Annotated in this window: 20 protein-coding genes and 1 tRNA gene; 17 read left to right on the top strand and 4 right to left on the bottom strand. The window is 54.3% G+C overall.

From position 1 onward, the window contains the following. Window positions 1–9 precede the first annotated feature (9 nt). Window positions 10–627, top strand: a complete 618-nt coding sequence (locus tag KE531_02905; protein ID MBR9952577.1) for a flavodoxin family protein — start codon at window positions 10–12, stop codon at window positions 625–627. Window positions 628–1049: 422 nt separating this feature from the next. On the opposite strand, the gene KE531_02900 is transcribed toward KE531_02905, so the two are convergent. Next, a tRNA-Arg gene (locus KE531_02900) sits at window positions 1050–1121 on the bottom strand. Between the two features lie 131 nt (window positions 1122–1252). Between KE531_02900 and KE531_02895 the strand changes: the two genes are divergently transcribed. After that, the gene (locus KE531_02895; protein ID MBR9952576.1) at window positions 1253–2050 is read left to right on the top strand and encodes a hypothetical protein; all 798 of its coding nucleotides are present in this window, start codon (window positions 1253–1255) and stop codon (window positions 2048–2050) included. A 19-nt stretch (window positions 2051–2069) separates the two neighbouring features. Next, entirely contained in the window at window positions 2070–3095 is a 1026-nt protein-coding gene (gene queA / locus KE531_02890) for a tRNA preQ1(34) S-adenosylmethionine ribosyltransferase-isomerase QueA (protein ID MBR9952575.1), read from the top strand. 59 nt (window positions 3096–3154) lie between these two features. Here the strand turns inward: queA and KE531_02885 are convergent, their stop codons facing one another. Continuing rightward, window positions 3155–4024 (bottom strand): LysR family transcriptional regulator, encoded by an 870-nt coding sequence (locus KE531_02885; protein MBR9952574.1) that lies wholly within the window; start codon window positions 4022–4024, stop codon window positions 3155–3157. Between the two features lie 106 nt (window positions 4025–4130). On the opposite strand from KE531_02885, the gene KE531_02880 reads away from it, so the two are divergent. Together KE531_02880 and KE531_02875 are read left to right on the top strand one after the other, a co-directional pair. Beyond that, a complete protein-coding gene (locus KE531_02880) occupies window positions 4131–4643 on the top strand; it encodes a YbaK/EbsC family protein (GenBank protein ID MBR9952573.1) in 513 nt (170 codons plus the stop codon). Continuing rightward, window positions 4624–5415 carry a PhzF family phenazine biosynthesis protein gene (locus tag KE531_02875; GenBank protein ID MBR9952572.1) on the top strand — a complete coding sequence of 264 codons (792 nt, stop codon included), beginning with the start codon at window positions 4624–4626 and terminating at the stop codon, window positions 5413–5415. Before KE531_02880 ends, KE531_02875 begins: the two co-directional genes overlap by 20 nt. Before the next feature lie 193 nt (window positions 5416–5608). Here the strand turns inward: KE531_02875 and ychF are convergent, their stop codons facing one another. Together ychF and KE531_02865 are read right to left on the bottom strand one after the other, a co-directional pair. Further along, window positions 5609–6706, bottom strand: coding sequence for a redox-regulated ATPase YchF (ychF, locus tag KE531_02870; GenBank protein ID MBR9952571.1), 1098 nt, complete (start codon window positions 6704–6706; stop codon window positions 5609–5611). A 97-nt stretch (window positions 6707–6803) separates the two neighbouring features. Then, window positions 6804–8102 carry an amidohydrolase gene (locus tag KE531_02865; protein MBR9952570.1) on the bottom strand — a complete coding sequence of 433 codons (1299 nt, stop codon included), beginning with the start codon at window positions 8100–8102 and terminating at the stop codon, window positions 6804–6806. Window positions 8103–8283: 181 nt separating this feature from the next. Here KE531_02865 and lgt point away from each other — a divergent pair, with 181 nt between their 5' ends. The 12 genes from lgt to murA all read left to right on the top strand — a co-directional run bounded on the left by lgt (window position 8284) and on the right by murA (window position 21068). Next, window positions 8284–9162 (top strand): prolipoprotein diacylglyceryl transferase, encoded by an 879-nt coding sequence (gene lgt, locus KE531_02860; GenBank protein ID MBR9952569.1) that lies wholly within the window; start codon window positions 8284–8286, stop codon window positions 9160–9162. Beyond that, complete coding sequence (locus KE531_02855) at window positions 9162–9317, top strand: aspartyl-phosphate phosphatase Spo0E family protein (GenBank protein ID MBR9952568.1); 156 nt, start codon at window positions 9162–9164, stop codon at window positions 9315–9317. The genes lgt and KE531_02855 overlap by 1 nt, the downstream gene beginning before the upstream one ends. A 254-nt stretch (window positions 9318–9571) precedes the next feature. Then, window positions 9572–9997 carry a division/cell wall cluster transcriptional repressor MraZ gene (gene mraZ / locus KE531_02850; protein ID MBR9952567.1) on the top strand — a complete coding sequence of 142 codons (426 nt, stop codon included), beginning with the start codon at window positions 9572–9574 and terminating at the stop codon, window positions 9995–9997. Beyond that, entirely contained in the window at window positions 9994–10938 is a 945-nt protein-coding gene (rsmH, locus tag KE531_02845) for a 16S rRNA (cytosine(1402)-N(4))-methyltransferase RsmH (protein ID MBR9952566.1), read from the top strand. Before mraZ ends, rsmH begins: the two co-directional genes overlap by 4 nt. Window positions 10939–10955: 17 nt before the next feature. After that, window positions 10956–11447, top strand: coding sequence for a septum formation initiator family protein (locus KE531_02840; protein ID MBR9952565.1), 492 nt, complete (start codon window positions 10956–10958; stop codon window positions 11445–11447). Next, window positions 11425–13653 carry a penicillin-binding protein 2 gene (locus KE531_02835; protein ID MBR9952564.1) on the top strand — a complete coding sequence of 743 codons (2229 nt, stop codon included), beginning with the start codon at window positions 11425–11427 and terminating at the stop codon, window positions 13651–13653. Before KE531_02840 ends, KE531_02835 begins: the two co-directional genes overlap by 23 nt. A gap of 21 nt (window positions 13654–13674) precedes the next feature. Continuing rightward, the gene (locus tag KE531_02830) at window positions 13675–14334 is read left to right on the top strand and encodes a YkgJ family cysteine cluster protein (protein ID MBR9952563.1); all 660 of its coding nucleotides are present in this window, start codon (window positions 13675–13677) and stop codon (window positions 14332–14334) included. Window positions 14335–14403: 69 nt separating this feature from the next. Further along, a complete protein-coding gene (locus KE531_02825) occupies window positions 14404–16116 on the top strand; it encodes a peptidoglycan glycosyltransferase (protein ID MBR9952562.1) in 1713 nt (570 codons plus the stop codon). 126 nt (window positions 16117–16242) lie between these two features. Next, window positions 16243–17211, top strand: coding sequence for a phospho-N-acetylmuramoyl-pentapeptide-transferase (gene mraY, locus KE531_02820; protein MBR9952561.1), 969 nt, complete (start codon window positions 16243–16245; stop codon window positions 17209–17211). 11 nt (window positions 17212–17222) lie between these two features. Further along, a complete protein-coding gene (locus KE531_02815) occupies window positions 17223–18569 on the top strand; it encodes a UDP-N-acetylmuramoyl-L-alanine--D-glutamate ligase (GenBank protein ID MBR9952560.1) in 1347 nt (448 codons plus the stop codon). A 23-nt stretch (window positions 18570–18592) separates the two neighbouring features. Continuing rightward, window positions 18593–19750 (top strand): FtsW/RodA/SpoVE family cell cycle protein, encoded by a 1158-nt coding sequence (locus tag KE531_02810; GenBank protein MBR9952559.1) that lies wholly within the window; start codon window positions 18593–18595, stop codon window positions 19748–19750. A 58-nt stretch (window positions 19751–19808) separates the two neighbouring features. Continuing rightward, the gene (gene murA, locus KE531_02805; protein MBR9952558.1) at window positions 19809–21068 is read left to right on the top strand and encodes a UDP-N-acetylglucosamine 1-carboxyvinyltransferase; all 1260 of its coding nucleotides are present in this window, start codon (window positions 19809–19811) and stop codon (window positions 21066–21068) included. The last annotated feature ends 49 nt before the right edge of the window (window positions 21069–21117 follow it).

Below are 21117 nucleotides of genomic sequence, written 5' to 3'. Positions count from 1 at the left end.
GTTTACATAATGAAGGTTTTGATTATCAACGGAAGTCCAAGAGAAAATGGGAATACCGCCATTGCCCTGAAAGAGATGGTGAAGGTGTTTGAGGCGGAAGGCGTGGAGACGGAGATCATACGGGTCGGGAACCAGGATATCCGCGGCTGCATCGCGTGCGGCTCTTGCTTTAAGACGGGGAAATGTGTGTTCCAGGATCTGGTAAATGAGACGGCGCCGAAATTTGAAGCCTGCGACGGCCTTGTGGCGGCAAGTCCTGTGTACTATGCGTCGGCTAATGCTACGCTGGTGGCGTTCCTCACCAGGCTGTTTTACAGCACGCATTTTGATAAGACCATGAAGGTCGGCGCCAGCGTTGTCTGTGCGAGACGCGGCGGCCTGTCCTCTACGTTTGATGAACTCAACAAATTCTTTACCATCAGCGGGATGCCGGTGGCCTCCAGCCAGTATTGGAACAGCATCCACGGCCGCAATCCCGGCGAGGCTGCGGAGGACGGCGAGGGACTTCAGACCATGCGGACGCTGGCGAGGAATATGACGTTTTTGATGAAGAGCATTGCCCTCGGAAAGGAAGCTTATGGACTGCCGGAGAAGGAGGAGCCGGTTCGGACGCATTTTATTCGGTAGGAAATGGGGGAAGATGGCTTCTGGTGGCGTGGGAGACGGTTTTTCATATTTGACAAATAATTTGATTTGACATATAATGTACTTAACAAGGGAGCCGGAAGGTGAGCGCACTTCACCCGACCCGGCGAAAGCTAATACTAAGCTATGAAATAGCCGTTCCTAAACTTTGACGAGAGCAGGACGGCTATTTCTTATGTGTGTATGTCAGAATGGCTACAATCAGTAGAGCGACGCTCACGATGAGGCTCAGTTCTTCATATGTACTCATAATAATCACCGCCTTCCGTAAGGTCTCGGAACGGGTGAGAGCACGTCCCCCGGCTCCCCAGGTAAGTATATTACATTGTCAAGGTAGAGGCCCCTGAGGACATTAGAAACCGGTTTTTTGCACGAAGCCCCATAAAATCAGGCAAATAAAAAAATGCATCTGATAGGAATCGAACCTACGCACGCGGCTCCGGAGGCCACTGCTCTATCCACTGAGCTACAGATGCATCTCTAATATAATACAACATTTTATGTATTCTGGCAAGTGTTTCTTTCTTGCTTTTTAAAATTTATTCTGGTACAATGAGCAGGGCAAAGGCCAGCATGGAACGTATATATGGAAGGGAGGGAGGCCGCCGTGAACAGCGAACCTTCCAAGGAGCGCCGGAAAAAAGCGGATCCCCGCCGTCTGGCAATCCTTTTCTTTATCCTGGTACCGGCTGCTATCATTGCAGGGATCATGGCAGTGCGGCAGCTCTCCGGGCGGGAAAACACCCAGACAGCGCCTGCCGCAGAAGAAATCCTGCCGACGGCAGGAACGGAGCCGGAGAGCGCGAATATTACCTTGTCGGAAGAGCCGGAGCCGGAAACGGATGGAACGCCGGAAGGGATGGAATTTACAAGAGATCTTCCGCCGGAAATCCCCGCGCTGTTTGAGGGTTATTTTAAGGCGAAGCTTTCGGGAGACGCCCGCCTTGCCGACAGTTATTTTTACGGAGAGGAAGCCTCCGACTATGAGGCAGAGTCCCAGCGGCTTCTGTGGTCGATGAAATACATCGAAGACTACCGGGATATCGCCTGCTACGGGATTCCAGGTCAGGAGCCGGATTCCTACGTGGTCTACGTGGCCTATAAAATGAAATTCTACCAGTCCGAAGTACCGGCGCCCAGCATGTCGGCTGCCTATGTAAAGAAGGACGAAGACGGGATTTATAAAATATACGAAGAAGGAACGGACGAGGCCGTAAAGCAGTACATGGAACAGGCCGCCATGCTGGACTCAGCCATGGCGCTGGCCGCCCAGGTGCAGAAGGAATTTCTGGACGCGCTGGCGGAGGATGAGAGCCTGACGAAGCTTTACGAGCTTGCCATGTCTGGGCCGGCGGCTGACGGCAGCGAAGCCGCAGAAGAAGAGATTTCTTCAGAGCCGTCATGAGGAAAACAGGAGAATTGTTATGGATGTAAAAGATTTTTACTTTGAGCTCCCGGAGGAGCTGATTGCACAGGATCCGCTGGAGGACAGGGCTGCCTCCCGGCTTCTCGTGCTGGATAAAACGACGGGGGAGATGGAGCACAGGCATTTCCGCGATATCCTTGGCTATCTGAAAAAGGGAGACTGCCTCGTCATCAACGATACAAAGGTGATACCGGCCCGGCTGATCGGCCAGAAAGTCGGAACAGACGCAAAAATTGAAGTGCTGCTTTTGAAGCGGAAGTCCGATCAGGTGTGGGAAACCCTTGTGAAGCCGGGGAAAAAGATGAAGGTGGGAGCGGAAGTGTCCTTCGGGGACGGCCTCTTAAAAGGGACGGTCATCGACGTGGTGGAAGAGGGGAACCGCCTGATCCGCTTCGATTACGATGGAATTTTTGAGGAAATCCTGGACAGGCTTGGCCAGATGCCGCTGCCGCCCTATATTACCCACCAGCTAAAGGATAAAAACCGCTACCAGACTGTTTATGCCAAACATGACGGCTCCGCAGCCGCACCGACGGCCGGCCTGCATTTCACAAAGGAGCTTTTAAAACAGATCGAAGACATGGGAGTCACCATCGCCCATGTCACGCTCCATGTGGGCCTCGGCACCTTCCGCCCCGTGAAGGTGGACACGCTGGAGGAACACCACATGCATTCGGAGTTTTATGTGGTGGAGGAGTCGGAAGCAGAAAAGATCAATGCGGCGAAGAAAAACGGCGGCCGCGTGATCTGCGTGGGGACGACAAGCTGCCGGACGCTGGAATCGGCGGCAGGGGACGATGGGATCTTAAAGGCGGGAAGCGGCTGGACGGATATTTTCATCTATCCCGGCTACCGTTTCAAGATCCTGGACTGCCTGATTACGAATTTCCATCTTCCGGAGTCCACGCTGGTGATGCTAGTGTCAGCGTTAGCCGGCCGCGAGCACATCCTGAATGCCTACGCGGAGGCAGTGAAGGAGCGGTACCGCTTCTTCAGCTTTGGGGATGCCATGTTCATAAAATAACACAAGAAGAGTCCCGGCGGCCATTGCGGCTTCCGGGACTCTTTGCCATATCCATCCCATCACGGCAGCATGTCCCGGTTTTCCGTCAGATACTCAATAAAATACTTGCTTGCAATCGGGATGCTGTCCTGATCCTTATAGCCGATGGCTAGGGTGCGGAAAATGGGCGGATCAATGGGCAGGCAGGCGATGTGGAAGCTGGTACGCCTGAGCATGAGTTCCGCTAGGATGCTGACGCCCAGCCCGGCCTCCACCATCGTCATGATGGCATAGTCATCATGAATGGTGTATTTGATGTCCGGTGCCAGCCCCGCTTCATGGAAGGCGTTTAATGGCTCGCTGAAATGCCCTTCTTCCAGAAGGATAAAAGGATCCTTTGTAAGCTCTTTTAGCGGTATGCTGTCACAGCCGGCAAAGGGATGCGCCAGCGGCAGAACCGCCAGCATCTCCCCGGTTTTTACGGGAATGGTTTTTAAGTCAGGGGCGGCGGCAGGCGAAATGAAGCCAAAATCAACGGCTCCGGTTCGGATCCATTCGGGAATCGTCGTGTAATCCCCCTGGTGAAAGAGAAATTCCACCTGCGGATAGATTTCCTGAAACCCCTTAATCAGCGCGGGCATCCAGTGGCAGGTGATGCTCGAAATCGTGCCGACACGGATGATGCCGGTTTCCAGCCCTCTAATTTCATTGGCTTTTTCCTGCATGGCGCGGTAGCTGATGATGCTGCGCTCGATAAACGGATACAGCTTAGCGCCCTCAATCGTCAGCCTGACGCCTGACCGGGAACGTGTGAGGAGCTTCATGGCAAGCTCGTTTTCCAAAGAGGAAATCATCTGGCTGATGGAAGACTGCGTGTATCCCAGGGCATCGGCCGCCTTTGTAAAGCTGCCCAGCTCCACAATTTTCTGCAAGGCCATGTATCGGTTCATATGACAAATCATCCTTTCTAATACTTGCATTAGAAATATTCGTTTTACTTATTATAATATCTGCGCTACAATGCAGTCAATCCATTATGAAAGGAAGGAATCTGTTTTGTCTTATGAAAGAGTAAAACAATATTTTGAATCCATCGGCCTGCCGGAACGCATTACGGAACATGATTCGACCGGCGACACGGTGGAACATGCGGCACAGGTCATTGGCTGTGCGCCTGCGGAAATCGCAAAAACCCTGTCTTTTCTCGTGGACGGAAAGCCTGTCATGGTGGTCATGGCAGGAGATGCGAAGGTGAACAGCTCCAAATTTAAGGCAAAATTCCGCCAGAAGCCGTCCATGGTACCGCGGGAGGAGGTGGAACGCCTGATCGGACATAAGCCGGGCGGCGTATGCCCTTTTGCCATCAGGGAAGGCGTCCCCATCTATCTGGACGTCTCCTTAAAACGGTTTATAAAGGTTCACACGGCCGCAGGAATAGATATGGCAACCTTATGGGTCAGCCTTGCGGAGCTGGAACAGTATTCCGGCGCGTCAGAATGGGTCGATGTATGCAACGGCTGGCAAGAAAACAAACAGGGAGGAATCGAACATGAAATATTATGTTGCTGATGCGTTTGCAGAAAAGGTTTTTGAAGGGAACCCGGCCGCGGTCTGCGTCCTGAACCAGTGGATTCCAGACACACTTATGCAGGAGATTGCAGGGGAAAACAACCTGTCAGAGACGGCGTTTACCGTAAAGGAACAGGACGGCTATCACCTGCGCTGGTTCACGCCGGGCGGGGAGATCGACCTCTGCGGCCACGCCACGCTGGCGACGGCTTATATTTTATTCCGCTTTTATGAACCGGAGGCCGCGAGCATTTCCTTCCGGACGAAAAGCGGGAAGCTGGAGGTTATCAAAAACGGCGAGCTCTTGGAGATGGATTTCCCGGCCTATTCGCTGACGCAAACGGAAGTCACAGACGAGATGGAAGCGGCCATCGGCGTACGCCCGACGGAAGCATGGATGGGCCGGGATCTTGTCTGCGTCCTTGAAACAGAGGAACAGGTTTATGCCGCCCGGCCGGATCAGGAAAAAGTCCGGATGCTGGACGGGCTGCTCCTTCACATCACCGCAAAAGGAAGTACATACGACTGCGTCAGCCGTACATTTGCGCCGAAAATGGGAGTGCCCGAAGATGCGGTCTGCGGCTCCGGACACTGCCATATCATCCCGCTTTGGGCGGAAAAGATGAAAAACGATACCCTGACTGCAAGACAGGCGTCCAGACGCGGCGGGACGCTTTACTGTAAAAAACAGGGTGACCGGGTAAAACTGGCGGGGAAAGCCGTGCTGTACGCTGAGGGTGAGCTGTTTATCGATGCCCCGGAGAAAGCATGACGGGGGTGCTTCGATGAGCGCCCGGCCGCAAAATGTACCGGCGATGGCGCTGATTGCCGCTTTTAGTGAGCAGCCTGTCCGGGGAGAGCAGAAAAACCAGACAGGGGTAGGATAGGGGTAAAGCGCAAAATGGGGACTGCCGAAACAGAACGGCAGTCCCCAAAAACTTAGATTTATGGACAAAAAACAGGTCTTAGACGTTAAACCGGAAAAGCACAACATCCCCGTCCTTCACCACATAATCCTTTCCTTCAATCCGCACAAGTCCCTTTTCCTTCGCGGCCGTGTAAGAGCCGCAGTCCAGAAGATCCTGATAATTCACAACCTCGGCCTTGATAAAGCCGCGCTCGAAATCCGAGTGGATCTTTCCGGCAGCCTGGGGCGCCTTGGTGCCGACCTTGATGGTCCAGGCGCGTGTCTCCTTTTCCCCGGCCGTCAGGTAGCTGATGAGTCCGAGAATGCGGTAGCTGGCGGCGATGAGCTTTTCCAGGCCGGATTCCTTAAGGCCCAGCTCTTCCAAAAACATCTTCTTTTCATCCTCGTCAAGCTCTGCGATTTCCTGCTCGATCTGGGCACAGATGACGAAGACCTCGCTGCCGTTTGCCGCGGCGAACTCCTTAACCTTGCTGACATAGGGATTGTTTGCCCCGTCGTCGGCCAGATCCGCCTCGCCTACGTTGGCAGCAAAAATCACCGGCTTCCAGGTCAGAAGATTTAAGGTGCTGATGAAGGAAGCCTCGTCCTCATCGGCCGGCTCATAGCTTCTTGCAAGCTTCCCATCTTCCAGATGGGCCTTTAACGCCCTTAAAATCTCGACTTCCTTTGCCAGGGACTTGTTGGCCGTGGCGCTCTTTGCAGTTTTGGAGATCCGCCTCTCGAGAATTTCGATGTCGGAAAAAATCAGTTCCAGGTCGATGGTCTCGATGTCACGGAGGGGATCGACGCTCCCGTCCACATGGATGACATTGGGATCGTCAAAGCAGCGCACAACATGGACGACGGCATCCACCTCGCGGATGTTGGAGAGGAACTGGTTCCCAAGGCCCTCGCCCTTGGAGGCGCCCTTTACGAGGCCTGCGATGTCGACGAATTCGATGACGGCAGGCGTAGTTTTTTCCGAATTATAGAGGTCTGTCAAAAGCTTTAAGCGGAAGTCCGGAACCGGCACGACGCCCACGTTGGGGTCGATGGTGCAGAACGGATAATTGGCGGACTCGGCGCCGGCCTTTGTCAGAGAGTTAAACAAGGTACTCTTCCCTACGTTGGGAAGGCCAACGATTCCTAATTTCATGGCACATATCCTTTCCTGGTGCATTCGTTCAGGCGCCGCGAAAAGAAGCGGCGCCCGGCATTCAGCATATCACAAAATATCCCGAAAGAAAAGGGTTTTATGACAAGATCTCCCACAGAACAGCCAGATAAAGCTTTAAACCGATGAAAAGCGACCGCTCGTCAATGTTAAAGGAATCATTGTGGTGCGGCGCTGCAATGTTGGAGCCGATGCACATGTAGGCAGCCTTTCCGCCGTGGGCCTGCACCCGCGCCATCAGATAAGCGGCGTCCTCGGAGCCGGAAAAACCGGATTCCGGGATATACCTGGTGATTTCCGGCACATGGGCCGCACCGGCCGCAATGTACGTTTCCAGTTCTTTGTCGCTGTCGGCGCTGGAGGCGCTTCCTTTAATTTCAATAGAAGACGTGCAGCCGAACATGGCGGCGGCGCCTTCAATGGAGCGGCATGCCCGTTCATAGACAGCGGCCTCGATTTCCGTGGTTTCGCCGCGGGTTTCAAGCTGGAGTACAGCCGTATCGGCCACCACGTTCCGTCCGCTTCCGCCATGGATCGTCCCCACGTTGATGCGGGAGGCACCGCGGGAGTCCTGGCAGGCCGTATGCATGGCGAGAGTGGCCGCGCAGGCCGCGAGAATGGCGTTCTTCCCGTCCTGAGGCGATGCGCCGGCATGGGCAGAAAGGCCATGGAACACGGCGTCCGCCTTTCTTGTGGATAAAAAGCCTTTGGAGAGCGCCACCAGCTCGCCGGTTTTGGCGCCCATTCCCAGATGGCTCGTGAGGAAAATGTCCACATCGTCCAGGATTCCGCCCTCTGCGATGGACTGGGCGCCGCGGACGCCTTCCTCGGCCGGCTGGAAAATAACCTTTATGGTGCCCTTAAGCTGATCCTTCCGCTCGTTTAAGGCCTGGCAGACGGCGATTCCCATGGAGGCATGTCCGTCGTGGCCGCAGGCATGCATGGCGCCGGGATTCATGGAACAGAAGTGTTCCCTCACCGGCTGGCGGTCAGGCGATTGGCTCTCCGTCACGTCGTTGGCGTCGATGTCGAACCGGAGCGCAACCACAGGCCCCGGCCGCCCCGTTTCGATGACGGCGCAGGCGCCGGTAAACGTCCCCATTTTTTCCAGAATACCGGGATCTGCCCCTTGTTCTTCGGCACGCTTCCTGGCAGCCTCGATTTCCTCTTCCGTCGGATAGGACCAGAGGTAGCCGCGGTTTATGATCTCATGGCCGTATTTGACCGGGATCCCGGCCCCTTCCAGAGCCTCGATGATCTTCGCCGTCGTCCGGAATTCCTTCCAGCCCGTCTCAGGATGTGCATGGAAATCCCGCCGCCTTGCAGTCATTTCTTCCTTATAATGGTCGAGCCCCTCCAGATACATTTCAATTCCCATAGAAGTCAACCTCCCCATAAAATATGATAATTCCAGTATAAAAGCAGCGGAGCGGAAAGTCAACAGGCCGGAATATGGGGCCTTGTCGAAAAAAGGGGAGGCCTGTCACTCGAATTCGTTTGCTTTTTGTAGTATTTCGGAGTAAAATAGGAGTCGCAAACGATTTAGAAGGAGAGAACGCATGACAGCAGGAGCAGACATAACTTTCGTTCATCTTGGAATTTCAATTCAGAATATGGTAAAAAGCTTCTCAATAGGAGGGATTTCCTTCGCCTACTATGGCCTGATTATAGGGATCGGCATCATCGCGGGTCTTTTCATGGCGCAGGCGGATGCAAAGCGCCGGGGCCAGGATCCGGATCTCTATCTGGATTTTGCCATTTACGCTGTGTTCTTTTCCATTATAGGAGCAAGGCTTTACTATGTGGTGTTCCAGTGGGCATACTATAAGGAACATCTGGCAGAAATCATCAACCTGAGGAAAGGAGGACTGGCAATTTATGGGGGAGTGATCGCTGCGGTGATCACGCTGATCGTCTTTGCGAAAAAGCGCAGGGTGTCATTTTTTTCCATGGCTGACACCGGGTGCATAGGACTTGTAACAGGGCAGATCATCGGCCGTTGGGGCAACTTCGTAAACTGCGAGGCCTTCGGCGGCTATACCGACTCTTTATTTGCAATGCGTATAAAGCGCAGCATCGTCAATGAAACGATGATTTCCCAGGATTTGCTGGATCATCTGATCCTGGAAGACGGGGTGGAATACATACAGGTCCATCCGACGTTCCTCTATGAATCCGTGTGGAATCTTGGGCTTTTGTTGTTTATACTCTGGTATAGGAGGCGAAAAAAGTTTACTGGGGAGATTTTGTGGATCTACCTGGCCGGATACGGGATCGGACGTGCATGGATCGAGGGGCTCAGGACAGACCAGCTTCTGATCCCCGGCACCTCTCTTGCAGTTTCACAGCTCCTCTCAGTGGTGGCAGCGGCAGTTTCCCTCTTTATGCTTTGGCGGGGACGCCGGAAGGTCGTACAGGAAAGTGAGGAAGTAGCTTAATGAAGGAATCAAAAGAAGAGTTGATTGCTCGAATCGAAAAGGCACGGAAGGCACTGAACGAAAGTATTGATACGAAAGATAAGTACGAGACCATTTATCAGCGCAGCGTGGAGCTGGACCGCCTGATAGAACAATATATTGTAGCAGGATATTAAAAGAATAATAGATGTGGTGGCAGCCGGAAAAGTGGGGATTTTCGGCTGCCTTTTTACGTCAGACGGCCTGAAGCGGGGGTTCTGGAAATTCTTTCCAGAGCCCCTGTTTCCTTTAAAAAAAACGAAAAAATTCCTTGCTATTTCCTTTCAAATGTACTAAACTGGTAACAAGAAGTGGTGGAAAGTGGGGTAAAGTGGTGCCAAATGGGATGAAAGTGGTGTCCCATGGCGCGTCAGTGTACCAGGAGGAAAGGATGTTCATTGGAGAGTACAGTCACACGATAGATGCAAAAGGCCGTCTGATTGTCCCTTCCAGGTTCCGGGAGCAGTTGGGCGAGGAATTCGTTGTGACGAAGGGACTGGACGGGTGTCTCTTCCTGTACGAAAATTCCGAATGGAAATCCTTTGAAGAAAAGCTCCACGCACTTCCTCTTACAAATGCCAATGCCAGGAAATTCACAAGGTTTTTCTTAGCGGGAGCCAGCGCCTGCGAAGTGGACAGGCAGGGACGGATCCTGATCCCGGCCGTTCTCCGGGAATTTGCAAAGCTTGAAAAGGACGTCGTATTGGTTGGCGTCGGGCGGCGCATTGAAATCTGGAACAAGTCGCTGTGGGCGGAAAAGAACGTCTATGACGATATGGAAGAAATTGCTGAGAATATGGAAGGTCTTGGAATATGACATTTGAACACAGATCAGTTCTCCTCAACGAAACCGTGGACAGCCTGAACATAAAGCCGGACGGCATTTATGTGGACGGCACCCTGGGCGGAGGCGGACATGCTTACGAAGTGGCAAAGCGGCTCGGGCCTTCGGGCCGGATCATCGGCATCGACCAGGATGCGGATGCCATCGCGGCGGCCACAGAACGGTTAAAGGATTACAAGGATAAAGTTACGATAGTGAGGAGCAATTACCGGAATATCCGGGAAGTCCTCGAAGGATTAAGGATTCAGAAGGCAGACGGTATTTATCTCGACTTAGGTGTTTCCTCCTACCAGCTGGACACGGTAAACAGGGGATTCACCTATCGGGAAAATGCCCCTCTGGACATGCGGATGGACCAGAGGAACGAAAAAACGGCGGCAGACATCGTAAACGACTACGGGGAGATGGAGCTGTACCGTGTCATCCGCGACTACGGAGAAGAAAAATTCGCAAAAAACATTGCAAAACATATTGTGCAGGCACGAAAGACAGGGCGGATCGAGACGACGGATCAGCTTGTGGAGATCATAAAAGCCGCGATCCCGGCCAAAATGCGGGCCGAAGGCGGCCATCCGGCCAAGCGCACCTTCCAGGCGCTCCGGATCGAGTTGAACCAGGAGCTTGAAGTCTTAAACGAGTCCATCGACACGATGATCGGCCTGTTAAACCCGGGCGGACGCCTCTCCATCATCACGTTCCACTCCCTAGAGGACCGGATCGTGAAGACGAGGTTTCGCACCAACGAAAATCCCTGCATCTGCCCGCCGGACTTCCCGGTCTGCGTGTGCGGGAGAAAGAGCAGGGGAAAGGTCATCACGAAAAAGCCGATTGTGCCAGGTGACGAGGAGATAACCGAGAACAGGCGTTCCAAAAGCTCGAAGCTTCGTGTTTTTGAACGCGGCGATTCTGAATAGAAAGGGATGAAGATTGTATGGCAGCAGCAAGGAGCCGCCGGACACAGGCAGCAAAAGTAGAATACATACAGGGCAGCGCGGCAAGACAGCTTACGGCGCCGGAGCGCGATGTGCGCCGGGAAAAGAAGATCAGGGAACGCAGCTTAAGCCATACCGTTACAGTCAGAAGAAACAGGGAGAGAGCTCTCCAGATGGATCTTCCGTTCGTAGTCGGACTGACGATTGCGGCTATCTGCGCCCTTTACCTCTGCATCAGTTACTTGAACCTTCAGTCGTCCGTCGCGGCCAGGCTTGCAAACATCGAGAGCCTGGAGCGTCAGATCGAGACATTAAAGAACGACAACGACGCCCTGGAGACTAGGATCAATACGTCCGTGGATCTGGACTATGTCTACAAAGTAGCGACAGAAGAGCTCGGCATGGTCTATGCAAACAAAGATCAGGTCCGGCTGTATGAGAAGACGGAAAGCGAGTATGTAAGACAATATGAAGACATCCCGGAACGGTAGCACGAAAAAAATTTTCACAAGGTACATGCAGGAAAAGCTGGCGGTTACGGTTCTCGTAATTACGCTGGCTTTATTTGGCCTTGTGGCTGTGATTTACAACATCATCAACGAGAACAACGAGGAGTACACACAGCTTGTCTTGAACCAGCACTCCTCCTATGACAGCAGGACGATCCCCTACCGGCGCGGCGATATCGTGGACAGGAACGGGACGTATTTAGCCACCAGCGAGAAGGTCTATAACCTGATCCTGGATCCCAACCAGATCAACAAAAGCCCGGAAAAATACCTGGAGCCGACGGTGACGGCTCTCTGCGACGTGTTCGGGTATGACAGGACAGAGCTTCTTGCGGCCATCAACGAAAACCCGAATTCCTACTATATCCGCTACGCCAGACAGCTTTCGGCCGACGAAAAGGAGGCCTTCGAGGCGAAGGAAGATGAGATGAATGCCGCGTTTGCCGCGGAAAAGAGCTCGAACCACGTCAAAGGCGTCTGGTTCGAGGACGAATACCGGCGCGTGTATCCTTACGATTCCCTGGCCTGCAATGTGATCGGTTTCGCCTTTGACAACAGCACCCAGGGAAGCGGCGGAATCGAGCAGTATTACAACGACCAGCTCATCGGGAACAACGGCAGGGAATACGGCTACTTAGACGATGAATCCAACATGGAGCGGGTCATCAAATCCCCGGAAAACGGCAATACCATCGTTTCCACCATTGACGTCAACATCCAGAAAATTACGGAAAAATACATCGACGAGTGGATGGACGGCATCGGAAGCCAGACTGCCGCCATTCTCGTGATGGATCCCAACAACGGGGAAATCCTGGCCATGGCTTCCAACCGCCGGTTCGACTTAAACGATCCGAGGAACTTAAGCACCATGTACTCGGAGGCGGAAATCGCCGCCATGACCGAGGAGGAAGAGCTTGAGGCATGGAACCAGATGTGGCGGAACTTCTGCGTCAACGACTCCTATGAGCCAGGCTCTCCGGCCAAGCCCATGACGGTGGCGGCCTGCCTGGAGGAGGGAATCATCAGCCAGAATACGGTCTTTGTCTGCGACGGCGGCTACGATGTGGGCGGCTATCGGATCAAATGCTCCAATATCTACGGCCATGGGCCGCTGGATGTGGAGCACTCCCTGATGAAGTCCTGCAACGACGCCATGATGCAGATGTCGGCCATGCTGGGCACGGAGCGGTTCGCAAAGTACCAGAAGCTTTTCGGCCTTGGGCAGAAGACAGGCATCGACCTTCCCGGCGAGGCCGACACTGCCGGCCTCATCTATACGGCCGACAACATGAGCCCTACGGATCTGGCGTGCAGCTCCTTCGGCCAGACCTACAACTGTACCATGATCCAGATGGCGGCAGCCCTCTCTTCGATCATCAACGGCGGCTCCTACTACGAGCCCCATGTGGCGAAGCAGATCTTAAATGAACAGGGAGCCGTCGTAAAGAAAATAGAACCGAACCTGGTGCGGGAAACCGTGTCCCAGGCCACCAGCGACTTCATCCGCGAAGCCATGTTCCAGACGGTAGAGAGCGATGAGGGAACAGGAAAAGCAGGCCGCGTCGCCGGCTACAAGATCGGCGGAAAGACGGGTACTGCCCAGAAGCTTCCGAGATCGGCCAACAATTACCTGCTGTCCTTTGCAGGCTTTGCGCCGGCCGACGACCCGCAGGTGTTAGTTTATGTCGTCGTCGATACGCCGAACCTGCCTGGCAAGGAACAGGCCCACAGCACCTTCGCTACGGAGATTTTCCAGAAGGTTATGGAGGAAATCCTTCCTTATATGAATATCTTCCCGGATACGGAAGTGGAAGGCGCCGTGGACGAGAACCTGTCCGGACAGGAGGAAGGCATCACAAACAACAACGAGGGCGGCCTGGAGCCGGGCGGCAGCACGGAACCGGAGGGAGAGACAGACGCTTCGGAACCCTCGGAACCGCAGACCGACGAAAACGGCGAGACACTCCCGGAGGCATCAGCACCCCAGACGGATGATGAGGTCGTCATGGGAGAGGACGGCTTCGGCCTTCCCGACAGCATGGCCGGCATGGGAACGATCCTTCCGTCGGAGGGAAACGTGGAGTCCATGGAGAATCCGGGGCCAGGCGATTCGGTGCCGGGAGGCGCAGGGGCGGACGGGAGCGAGACGTCCCAGGCCCCATCAGAAACAGACAACGAGACTTGATTTGGCAAAGAGGAAACACATATGGAAAGACAGGTTGAGCTGAAAGAAATATCAGACGGAAAGCTCTACGGCCTGGACGATTTGGTAAGAGCAGACTGTGCAGGATGTGCAGGCTGCTCTGCCTGTTGCAGGGGGATGGGCGCATCCATTGTCCTGGATCCCCTCGACGTCCACAGGCTCTGTATGGGGCTTCAAACAGATTTTGAGACGCTCTTAAAGAGCAGTCTGGAGCTTCATGTGGTGGACGGGATCATCCTTCCGAACCTTGCCATGTCCGGCGAGGGCGAGGCATGCCCGTTTTTAAACGGCGAAGGCAGGTGCAGCATCCATGCCTTCCGCCCGGGGATCTGCCGGCTGTTCCCGTTGGGGCGCCTTTATGAAAACAGGAGCTTTTCCTATTTTCTCCAGGTCCATGAGTGCAAAAAGCCTGGACGCGCAAAGATCCGTGTTAAGAAATGGATCGACACGCCGGAGCCGGAAGCCTATGACAGCTTCATAAGCGAATGGCATTACTTTTTAAAGGACATGGCGGCTGCCGTGAGGGAAAGCGGAAATGAGCAGGCGGAAAAGGCCGTCAACATGTACATTTTAAAGAAATTTTACTTTGAACCGTATCCGGAGCCGTTTTATGAAGAAATTGGCAGCCGGATAGAAAAAGCGAGGCGTCTGTTTCTTCCCTGAAACAACCACTCATAATCCTGCGTTTTTTCAATATAATGAATAACAAGACATGCAGCAGGATGTGACAGCATGGCATCGTTTCTGACCCATCACAGGAAAAAGCTTCTTGTGGTTTTCCTGTTTTCTGCCGCCCTGATGGCCGGCCTCATGGGACAGCTCGGTTATCTGATGATTTTCCGTTCCGAGCATTACAGCGAGATGGCCGACGACCTCCACCGGAGGGAGCGCACCATCAAGGCGGCCAGAGGTGAAATCCTGGATCGAAACGGGACGGTGATTGCCGCCAACCGGACGGTCTGCACAGTTTCCGTCGTCCACAGCCAGGTGACAGAACCGGAGCGCGTCATTGAAATGCTCTGTGCGGAACTTGGCCTGTCCGAGGAAGATGTGCGGAAAAAGGTGGAAAAACGCTCATCCAGGGAGATCATAAAGACCAATGTCGCCAAGGAGACCGGCGATGCCATCCGCGGCTACGGCCTTTCCGGCGTAAAGGTTGACGAGGATTACAAACGCTATTATCCATATGAGAGCATGGCGTCGAAGGTGCTTGGCTTTACGGGCGCCGACAACCAGGGAATCATCGGCCTGGAGGTCATGTACGAGGAGTATTTAAAAGGAAGGGACGGCTTAATTTTAACCCTCTCCGATGCGAGAGGCGTGGAGCTTCCCTACGCGGCGGAGGAACGGCTGGAGCCGGTGGCCGGCGATACGCTGACCTTGAGCCTTGACGTCAACATCCAGAAATACGCCGAACAGGCGGCCTATAAGGTCATGGAAGAAAAAGGCGCAAACGCCGTCTCCATTATCATCATGAATCCGCAGAACGGGGAGATTTACGCCATGGTAAACGCCCCGGAATTTGACTTAAACGATCCCTTTGCCCTAGCAGAGGGAAGTGTCTATGAGACGGCCGAGGAAAAACAGGAGCTTTTAAACCAGATGTGGCGGAACCGCTGCATCAACGACACGTATGAACCTGGCTCCACCTTTAAAATCATCACGGCGGCGGCCGGGCTGGAACAGGGCGTCGTAAAGCTTACCGACCAGTTTTCTTGCCCGGGCTTCCGGATCGTGGAGGACCGGAAAATCCGCTGCCACAAGGTAGGCGGACACGGCGCGGAGACCTTCCTTCAGGGGGCCATGAACTCCTGCAACCCCGTCTTCATCGACGTGGGACAGCGCCTCGGCGTCGACGGCATGTACAAATATTTCGAGCAGTTCGGCCTTCTTAAAAAGACCGGCATCGACCTTCCCGGGGAAGCCGGAACGATCATGCACAAGAAGGAAAACATGGGACTTGTGGAGCTGGCAACCGTCTCCTTCGGCCAGTCCTTCCAGATTACGCCGATCCAGCTTGTGACGACGGCTTCCTCCATTATAAACGGCGGAAACCGGATCACGCCCCACCTGGCCGTAAAGGCGGAAAGCGCCGACGGAACATCCGTCACAAAATTTTCCTATCCGGTGGAAGAGGGCGTCGTATCCGAAGAGACAAGCGAAACCATGCGCTATATTTTAGAGCAGGTGGTGGCGGAGGGCAGCGGAAAGCGGGCCCAGGTGGCGGGCTATAAAGTCGGCGGAAAGACGGCCACATCGGAAAAGCTTCCGAGAAGCAGGAAAAAATACATTTCCTCGTTTTTAGGCTTTGCGCCGGCCGATGACCCGCAGGTCATCGCCTTAATCACCATCGACGAGCCGGTGGGCGTCTATTACGGCGGAACCATCGCGGCGCCGGTGATTGCAGATATCTTTGAAAATATTCTGCCTTATCTGGAAATTTGAATCCGAAAATCTTACGGTTGATTATTCGCCTAAAAGGACTTATACTAACCTTAATGCTAAAATTGGTCGAGTTGTGCCCGCGCATCTGCCGGAAAGACCAAATTACATAAGAGATAGAGGTGCAGCATGGTAAATGAGACGATTCTTGCGATTATAATAGCATTTGCAATCAGCGCGGCCTTATGCCCCGTCGTGATCCCGTTCCTTCACAGGCTGAAATTCGGCCAGCAGGTGCGGACGGACGGCCCGGAGGCCCATTTAAAAAAACAGGGGACGCCTACCATGGGCGGCCTGATCATTCTGACCGGAATCGTGATCACATCGCTTTTTTACATCAGGGACTACCCGAAGATCATCCCGGTTCTTTTTGTGACCGTCGGCTTCGGGATCATCGGCTTCTTAGACGACTATATCAAGATCGTCATGAAGCGGTCGGAGGGCTTAAACCCGAAACAGAAGCTCTTGGGCCAGATCGTGATTACGGGGATTTTCGCCTACTATCTCGTGACGTCCAAAGAGGTGGGAACGGCGATGTTAATCCCGTTTACCGGCGGCTTTGAAAACGGATATTATCTGGATCTGGGATGGCTGTTCATCCCGGCCCTTTTCTTTATCATGCTTGGCACCGACAACGGCGTCAACTTCACCGACGGCTTAGACGGCCTCTGCACAAGCGTGACAATCCTCGTGGCCACGTTCTTTACGGTGGTGGCCCTCGGGGAAAAGAGCGGCATCAGCCCCATCACCGGCGCTGTCGTCGGGAGCCTTTTGGGCTTCCTCTTATTCAACGTCTACCCGGCGCGGGTATTCATGGGCGACACCGGCTCTCTGGCCCTCGGCGGCTTCGTGGCCTCCAGCGCCTTCATGATGCAGATGCCGATTTTCATCGCGCTTGTGGGGCTTATCTACCTGGTGGAGGTTCTTTCGGTCATCATCCAGGTGACGTATTTTAAGAAGACCGGCGGAAAGCGGATCTTTAAAATGGCGCCGATCCACCATCACTTTGAGCTTTGCGGATGGTCGGAGACGCGTGTGGTTGCAGTCTTTTCGACGGTTACGGCAATCCTTTGCCTGATTGCTTACTTAGGATTATAGGAGGAAAAACCATGGGACAGAAGGTATTAGTTGCGGGAACGGGAATCAGCGGGATTGCCGCGGCAAAGCTGCTCCTTTTGCAGGGCGGCGAGGTTGTTTTATATGACGGGAACGACAAGCTTTCGGAAGAAAAGCTTTTGAAAAATTTTGAAAAGGACGCGAAGGTAACAGTCCTTTTGGGAGAGCTTAAGAAATTAGACCTGACGGGCATCGAGCTCTGCGTCATAAGTCCGGGCATCCCTCTGGACGCGCCGTTTGTGGCAGTTTTAGATGAGGCGAAGATTCCGATCTGGAGTGAAATCGAGCTGGCGTACCACTGCTCCCTTGGAAAGCTTGCGGCCATCACCGGCACCAACGGGAAAACCACGACGACGGCTCTCACCGGCGAAATCATGAAGAAGCATTATGAGAGCGTGTTTGTTGTCGGGAACATCGGCGAGCCCTACACGGCCCACGCAAGAGAGACGACGGAGGAATCCGTAACCGTGGCCGAGGTCTCCAGCTTCCAGCTTGAGACTATTATGGACTTCCACCCCAACGTCTCTGCCATTACCAACATTACGCCCGATCATCTGGACCGCCATAAAACCATGGAGGGCTATATCCAGGTGAAGGAGGGCATCACCCGCAACCAGACCGAGGAGGACTGCTGCGTTTTAAATTATGACGATCCGATTTTAAGGGAATTCGGCACCGCGTTAAAATGCAAGGTTGTCTATTTCAGCAGGCAGGAAAAGCTGGATTCCGGCATTTATATGGACGGAGACATGATCGTATGGCGCCATGACAGGAAGGAAGAGCCGGTCATCGACGTGAACGAGCTCCAGATTATCGGCGGCCACAACCACGAAAACGTCATGACGGCCGTCGCCATCGCCCTTCAGTTGGGCGTGACCTTAGACGAGATCCGCGAGGCCTGCCGGGAGTTCAAGGCGGTGGAGCACCGGATCGAGTTTGTCAGGGAACGGTTCGGCGTCACCTACTACAACGATTCCAAGGGGACGAACCCGGATGCGGCCATTCAGGCCATAAAAGCCATGCCGGGCCCGACGCTTTTAATCGCCGGCGGCTACGACAAGCACTCGGAATACGACGAGTGGATTGAGAGCTTCGACGGAAAAGTTCGCTATCTGGTGCTCATCGGCCAGACCCGCGACAAGATTGCCGAGTGTGCCAAGAAGCACGGCATGACGGACATCATGTACGCCGAAGACATGCAGGAGGCCGTCCAGGTCTGCGCCTCCTACGCAAACATGGGAGACTATGTGCTGCTGTCCCCGGCATGTGCAAGCTGGGGCATGTTTAAGAACTACGAGGAGCGGGGACGGATTTTCAAGGAATGCGTCAATAACCTGTAAAAGCAGGAGTCAGGAGGTGGATCATGGCAGAAACGGCCGGTAGGAAAAAAAAGAAGAAGCCGCGCAGGTTTTATGATTACAGTCTGCTTTTTACGATCATTTTCCTGACTGTATTCGGGCTGATTATGATTTACAGCTCCAGCTCGTACAGCGCGCAGCTGGACGGACGGCCGCCTTCTTATTATATGGAGCGCCAGGGAAAGATTGCCCTGGCAGGCTTTCTCGCCATGCTGGTGGTTTCCAAGATGGACTACCACTTTTTTGCAAAATTTACGATACCGGCCATTGTGGTTTCCTATGTCTGCGTCATTCTCGTAAACTTCACGCCGCTGGGCATTGAGGCCAACGGAAAGAAGCGCTGGCTCGGCGTGGGATCTGCCAGCTTCCAGCCGGCGGAGCTTGTAAAAGTGACGGTGATCCTGGTTATGGCCGTGATGATTACGCGTCTCGGGAAAAAGGTGGACGAATGGCGCTCCTGGGGCATCATGGCGGTGCTGCTTCTGCCTCTGGCCCTGCTCGTCACGATGAACAACTTAAGCTCCGGTATCATCATCTGCGGCATTGCCTTTGTGATGATGTTTATCGCCTGCAAAAAGAAATGGCCGTTTGTGACATGCGTGCTTTTGGCTGCGGCGGCTATGGCCTTTGCGCCCCCGGTGGCGATGGCCTTAGAGAGCGCAGGCATCCTTCATGATTATCAGTTAAGCCGTATCCTGGTCTGGAAGAGCCCGGAGAGCTATCCCCAGGACGGCGGCTACCAGGTGCTCCAGGGACTTTACGCCATCGGCTCCGGCGGCCTTTTAGGCAAGGGCCTGGGCCAGAGCATCCAGAAGCTTTCTTTCCTCCCGGAGCCGCAGAACGACATGATTTTCTCTGTCATCTGTGAGGAGCTGGGACTTTTCGGGGCTGTGTCGGTGATCTTAATCTTCTTATTCATGATTTACCGGTTCATGCTGATCTCCGGAAACGCGCCGGATCTCTTCGGTGCCATGCTGGTAATCGGCGTTTTGGCCCACATTGCGATCCAGGTTATTTTAAACATTGCGGTCGTTACGAACGTGATCCCCAACACGGGAATCACGCTTCCGTTCATCAGCTACGGCGGTACGTCGGTGCTGTTTTTAATGCTGGAGATGGGCATTGTCCTAAGCGTCTCCAATCAGATCAAACTGGAAAAATAGGAACCATTTCCTGTTTTCATACATAGGATACTGTATAGTCTTTCATGGGGGGATCCGCGTGTCTGCTGTACAGGTCCGGGGGCTTTTGCCCCTTTGCGGTAAAATTAAGGTTCAGGGTTCCAAGAATGCCGTGCTTCCGATGATGGCGGCCGCGTTCTTGGCGAAGGGGACGACGGTGATCCGCAGAGTCCCGGCCATTGCGGACGTGTTCTGCATGATGGAAATCCTGGAAGCCCTGGGGTGTCAATGCTCCCTGGCAGACGGTGTCCTTGTGATGGATACGTCGGCTGTGGACGAGGTGCGGATCCCGGAGGAATTTGTGGGGAAGATGCGCTCCTCGGTCATGGTGCTCGGGCCGCTTCTTTCCAGGTGCGGTGAGGCCGTCACCTACTATCCCGGCGGCTGCGTTCTTGGGAAACGCCCCATCGACCTGCATCTTTATGCATTGAGGGCCCTGGGAGCAGAGATCCACGAGGCCGGCGGCATGATCTTAGCCCAGGCCGGACGCCTTCGCGGGGCAGAAATTTCGTTTCGTGTGCCAAGTGTGGGAGCCACGGAAAATGCCGTGACGGCGGCTGTTCTGGCAGACGGGACGACGGTACTTAAAAACTGCGCCAGGGAACCGGAAATTTCGGAGCTCTGCCGTTTCCTTGCGGCCATGGGCGCCGACATAAGCGGGGCCGGAACGAGTACCCTCATAATTCGGGGCATGCCGTCCCTTTCCCCGTGTGAATTTGACCTGGGAGCAGACCGGATTGCGGCCGGGACATATCTGGCGGCCGGTGTCTGCGGACTGGGGGATGTGGCCGTGGAGGGCGTTTTGGCGGCGGAGCTTTCCGCGCCGTTATCCGTCTTTCGGAAGATGGGGGCAGAGATTTCCGTGTCGGAAGGCGGAAAGGAGATCCGCCTTAAGATGAAAAAGCGGCCTTCGGGGTTTTCCCTGCGGACAGGGCCGTATCCCGGCTTCCCGACGGATCTTCAGTCGCCGTTTCTGGCGGCGGCATGCATGGCGGCCGGGGAGAGCCGGATCGAGGAGACGGTTTTTGAAGCCCGGTTCGAGGCCGCCAGGCAGATGCGGCTTTTCGGAGCCAGGCTCGCGTTAGAGAGCCAGACGGCAAAGGTTACGGGACAGTACCCGCTTATGCCTGCCGTGGCGCGTGCGCCGGATCTTCGCGGCGGGGCGGCGCTCCTTCTTCTGGCACTTGCGGCGGATGGCTTAAGCATCGTCACGGACATGGGCCATGTGAAGCGGGGATATGAGGATATCTGCCGCGACCTTGCACTTTTGGGAGCAGACGTTTTGGAGTTGAATCTATGAATACAGGTGGAATCGGATGAGGAGAAGAAGAGGATACAGACGGAGAAGG

This window comes from Eubacteriaceae bacterium Marseille-Q4139 (assembly GCA_018223415.1).
Classification (GTDB): Bacteria; Bacillota; Clostridia; order Lachnospirales; family Lachnospiraceae; genus CABSIM01.
Note: the sequence above shows the minus strand (reverse complement) of the source record. Positions and strands in the feature narration are given on the sequence as shown.

What these genes read in the sequence shown, in the direction of transcription:
- KE531_02875 (MBR9952572.1), top strand. Translation starts at nt 4,624, where the DNA reads ATGAAATATTATGTTGCTGATGCGTTTGCAGAAAAGGTTTTTGAAGGG.
- KE531_02830 (MBR9952563.1), top strand. Translation starts at nt 13,675, where the DNA reads ATGGAAAGACAGGTTGAGCTGAAAGAAATATCAGACGGAAAGCTCTAC.
- KE531_02885 (MBR9952574.1), bottom strand. Translation starts at nt 4,024, where the DNA reads ATGAACCGATACATGGCCTTGCAGAAAATTGTGGAGCTGGGCAGCTTT.
- queA (MBR9952575.1), top strand. Translation starts at nt 2,070, where the DNA reads ATGGATGTAAAAGATTTTTACTTTGAGCTCCCGGAGGAGCTGATTGCA.
- KE531_02905 (MBR9952577.1), top strand. Translation starts at nt 10, where the DNA reads ATGAAGGTTTTGATTATCAACGGAAGTCCAAGAGAAAATGGGAATACC.
- ychF (MBR9952571.1), bottom strand. Translation starts at nt 6,706, where the DNA reads ATGAAATTAGGAATCGTTGGCCTTCCCAACGTAGGGAAGAGTACCTTG.
- mraZ (MBR9952567.1), top strand. Translation starts at nt 9,572, where the DNA reads ATGTTCATTGGAGAGTACAGTCACACGATAGATGCAAAAGGCCGTCTG.
- mraY (MBR9952561.1), top strand. Translation starts at nt 16,243, where the DNA reads ATGGTAAATGAGACGATTCTTGCGATTATAATAGCATTTGCAATCAGC.
- lgt (MBR9952569.1), top strand. Translation starts at nt 8,284, where the DNA reads ATGACAGCAGGAGCAGACATAACTTTCGTTCATCTTGGAATTTCAATT.
- KE531_02865 (MBR9952570.1), bottom strand. Translation starts at nt 8,102, where the DNA reads ATGGGAATTGAAATGTATCTGGAGGGGCTCGACCATTATAAGGAAGAA.
- KE531_02855 (MBR9952568.1), top strand. Translation starts at nt 9,162, where the DNA reads ATGAAGGAATCAAAAGAAGAGTTGATTGCTCGAATCGAAAAGGCACGG.
- KE531_02835 (MBR9952564.1), top strand. Translation starts at nt 11,425, where the DNA reads ATGAAGACATCCCGGAACGGTAGCACGAAAAAAATTTTCACAAGGTAC.
- KE531_02815 (MBR9952560.1), top strand. Translation starts at nt 17,223, where the DNA reads ATGGGACAGAAGGTATTAGTTGCGGGAACGGGAATCAGCGGGATTGCC.
- rsmH (MBR9952566.1), top strand. Translation starts at nt 9,994, where the DNA reads ATGACATTTGAACACAGATCAGTTCTCCTCAACGAAACCGTGGACAGC.
- KE531_02825 (MBR9952562.1), top strand. Translation starts at nt 14,404, where the DNA reads ATGGCATCGTTTCTGACCCATCACAGGAAAAAGCTTCTTGTGGTTTTC.
- KE531_02840 (MBR9952565.1), top strand. Translation starts at nt 10,956, where the DNA reads ATGGCAGCAGCAAGGAGCCGCCGGACACAGGCAGCAAAAGTAGAATAC.
- KE531_02810 (MBR9952559.1), top strand. Translation starts at nt 18,593, where the DNA reads ATGGCAGAAACGGCCGGTAGGAAAAAAAAGAAGAAGCCGCGCAGGTTT.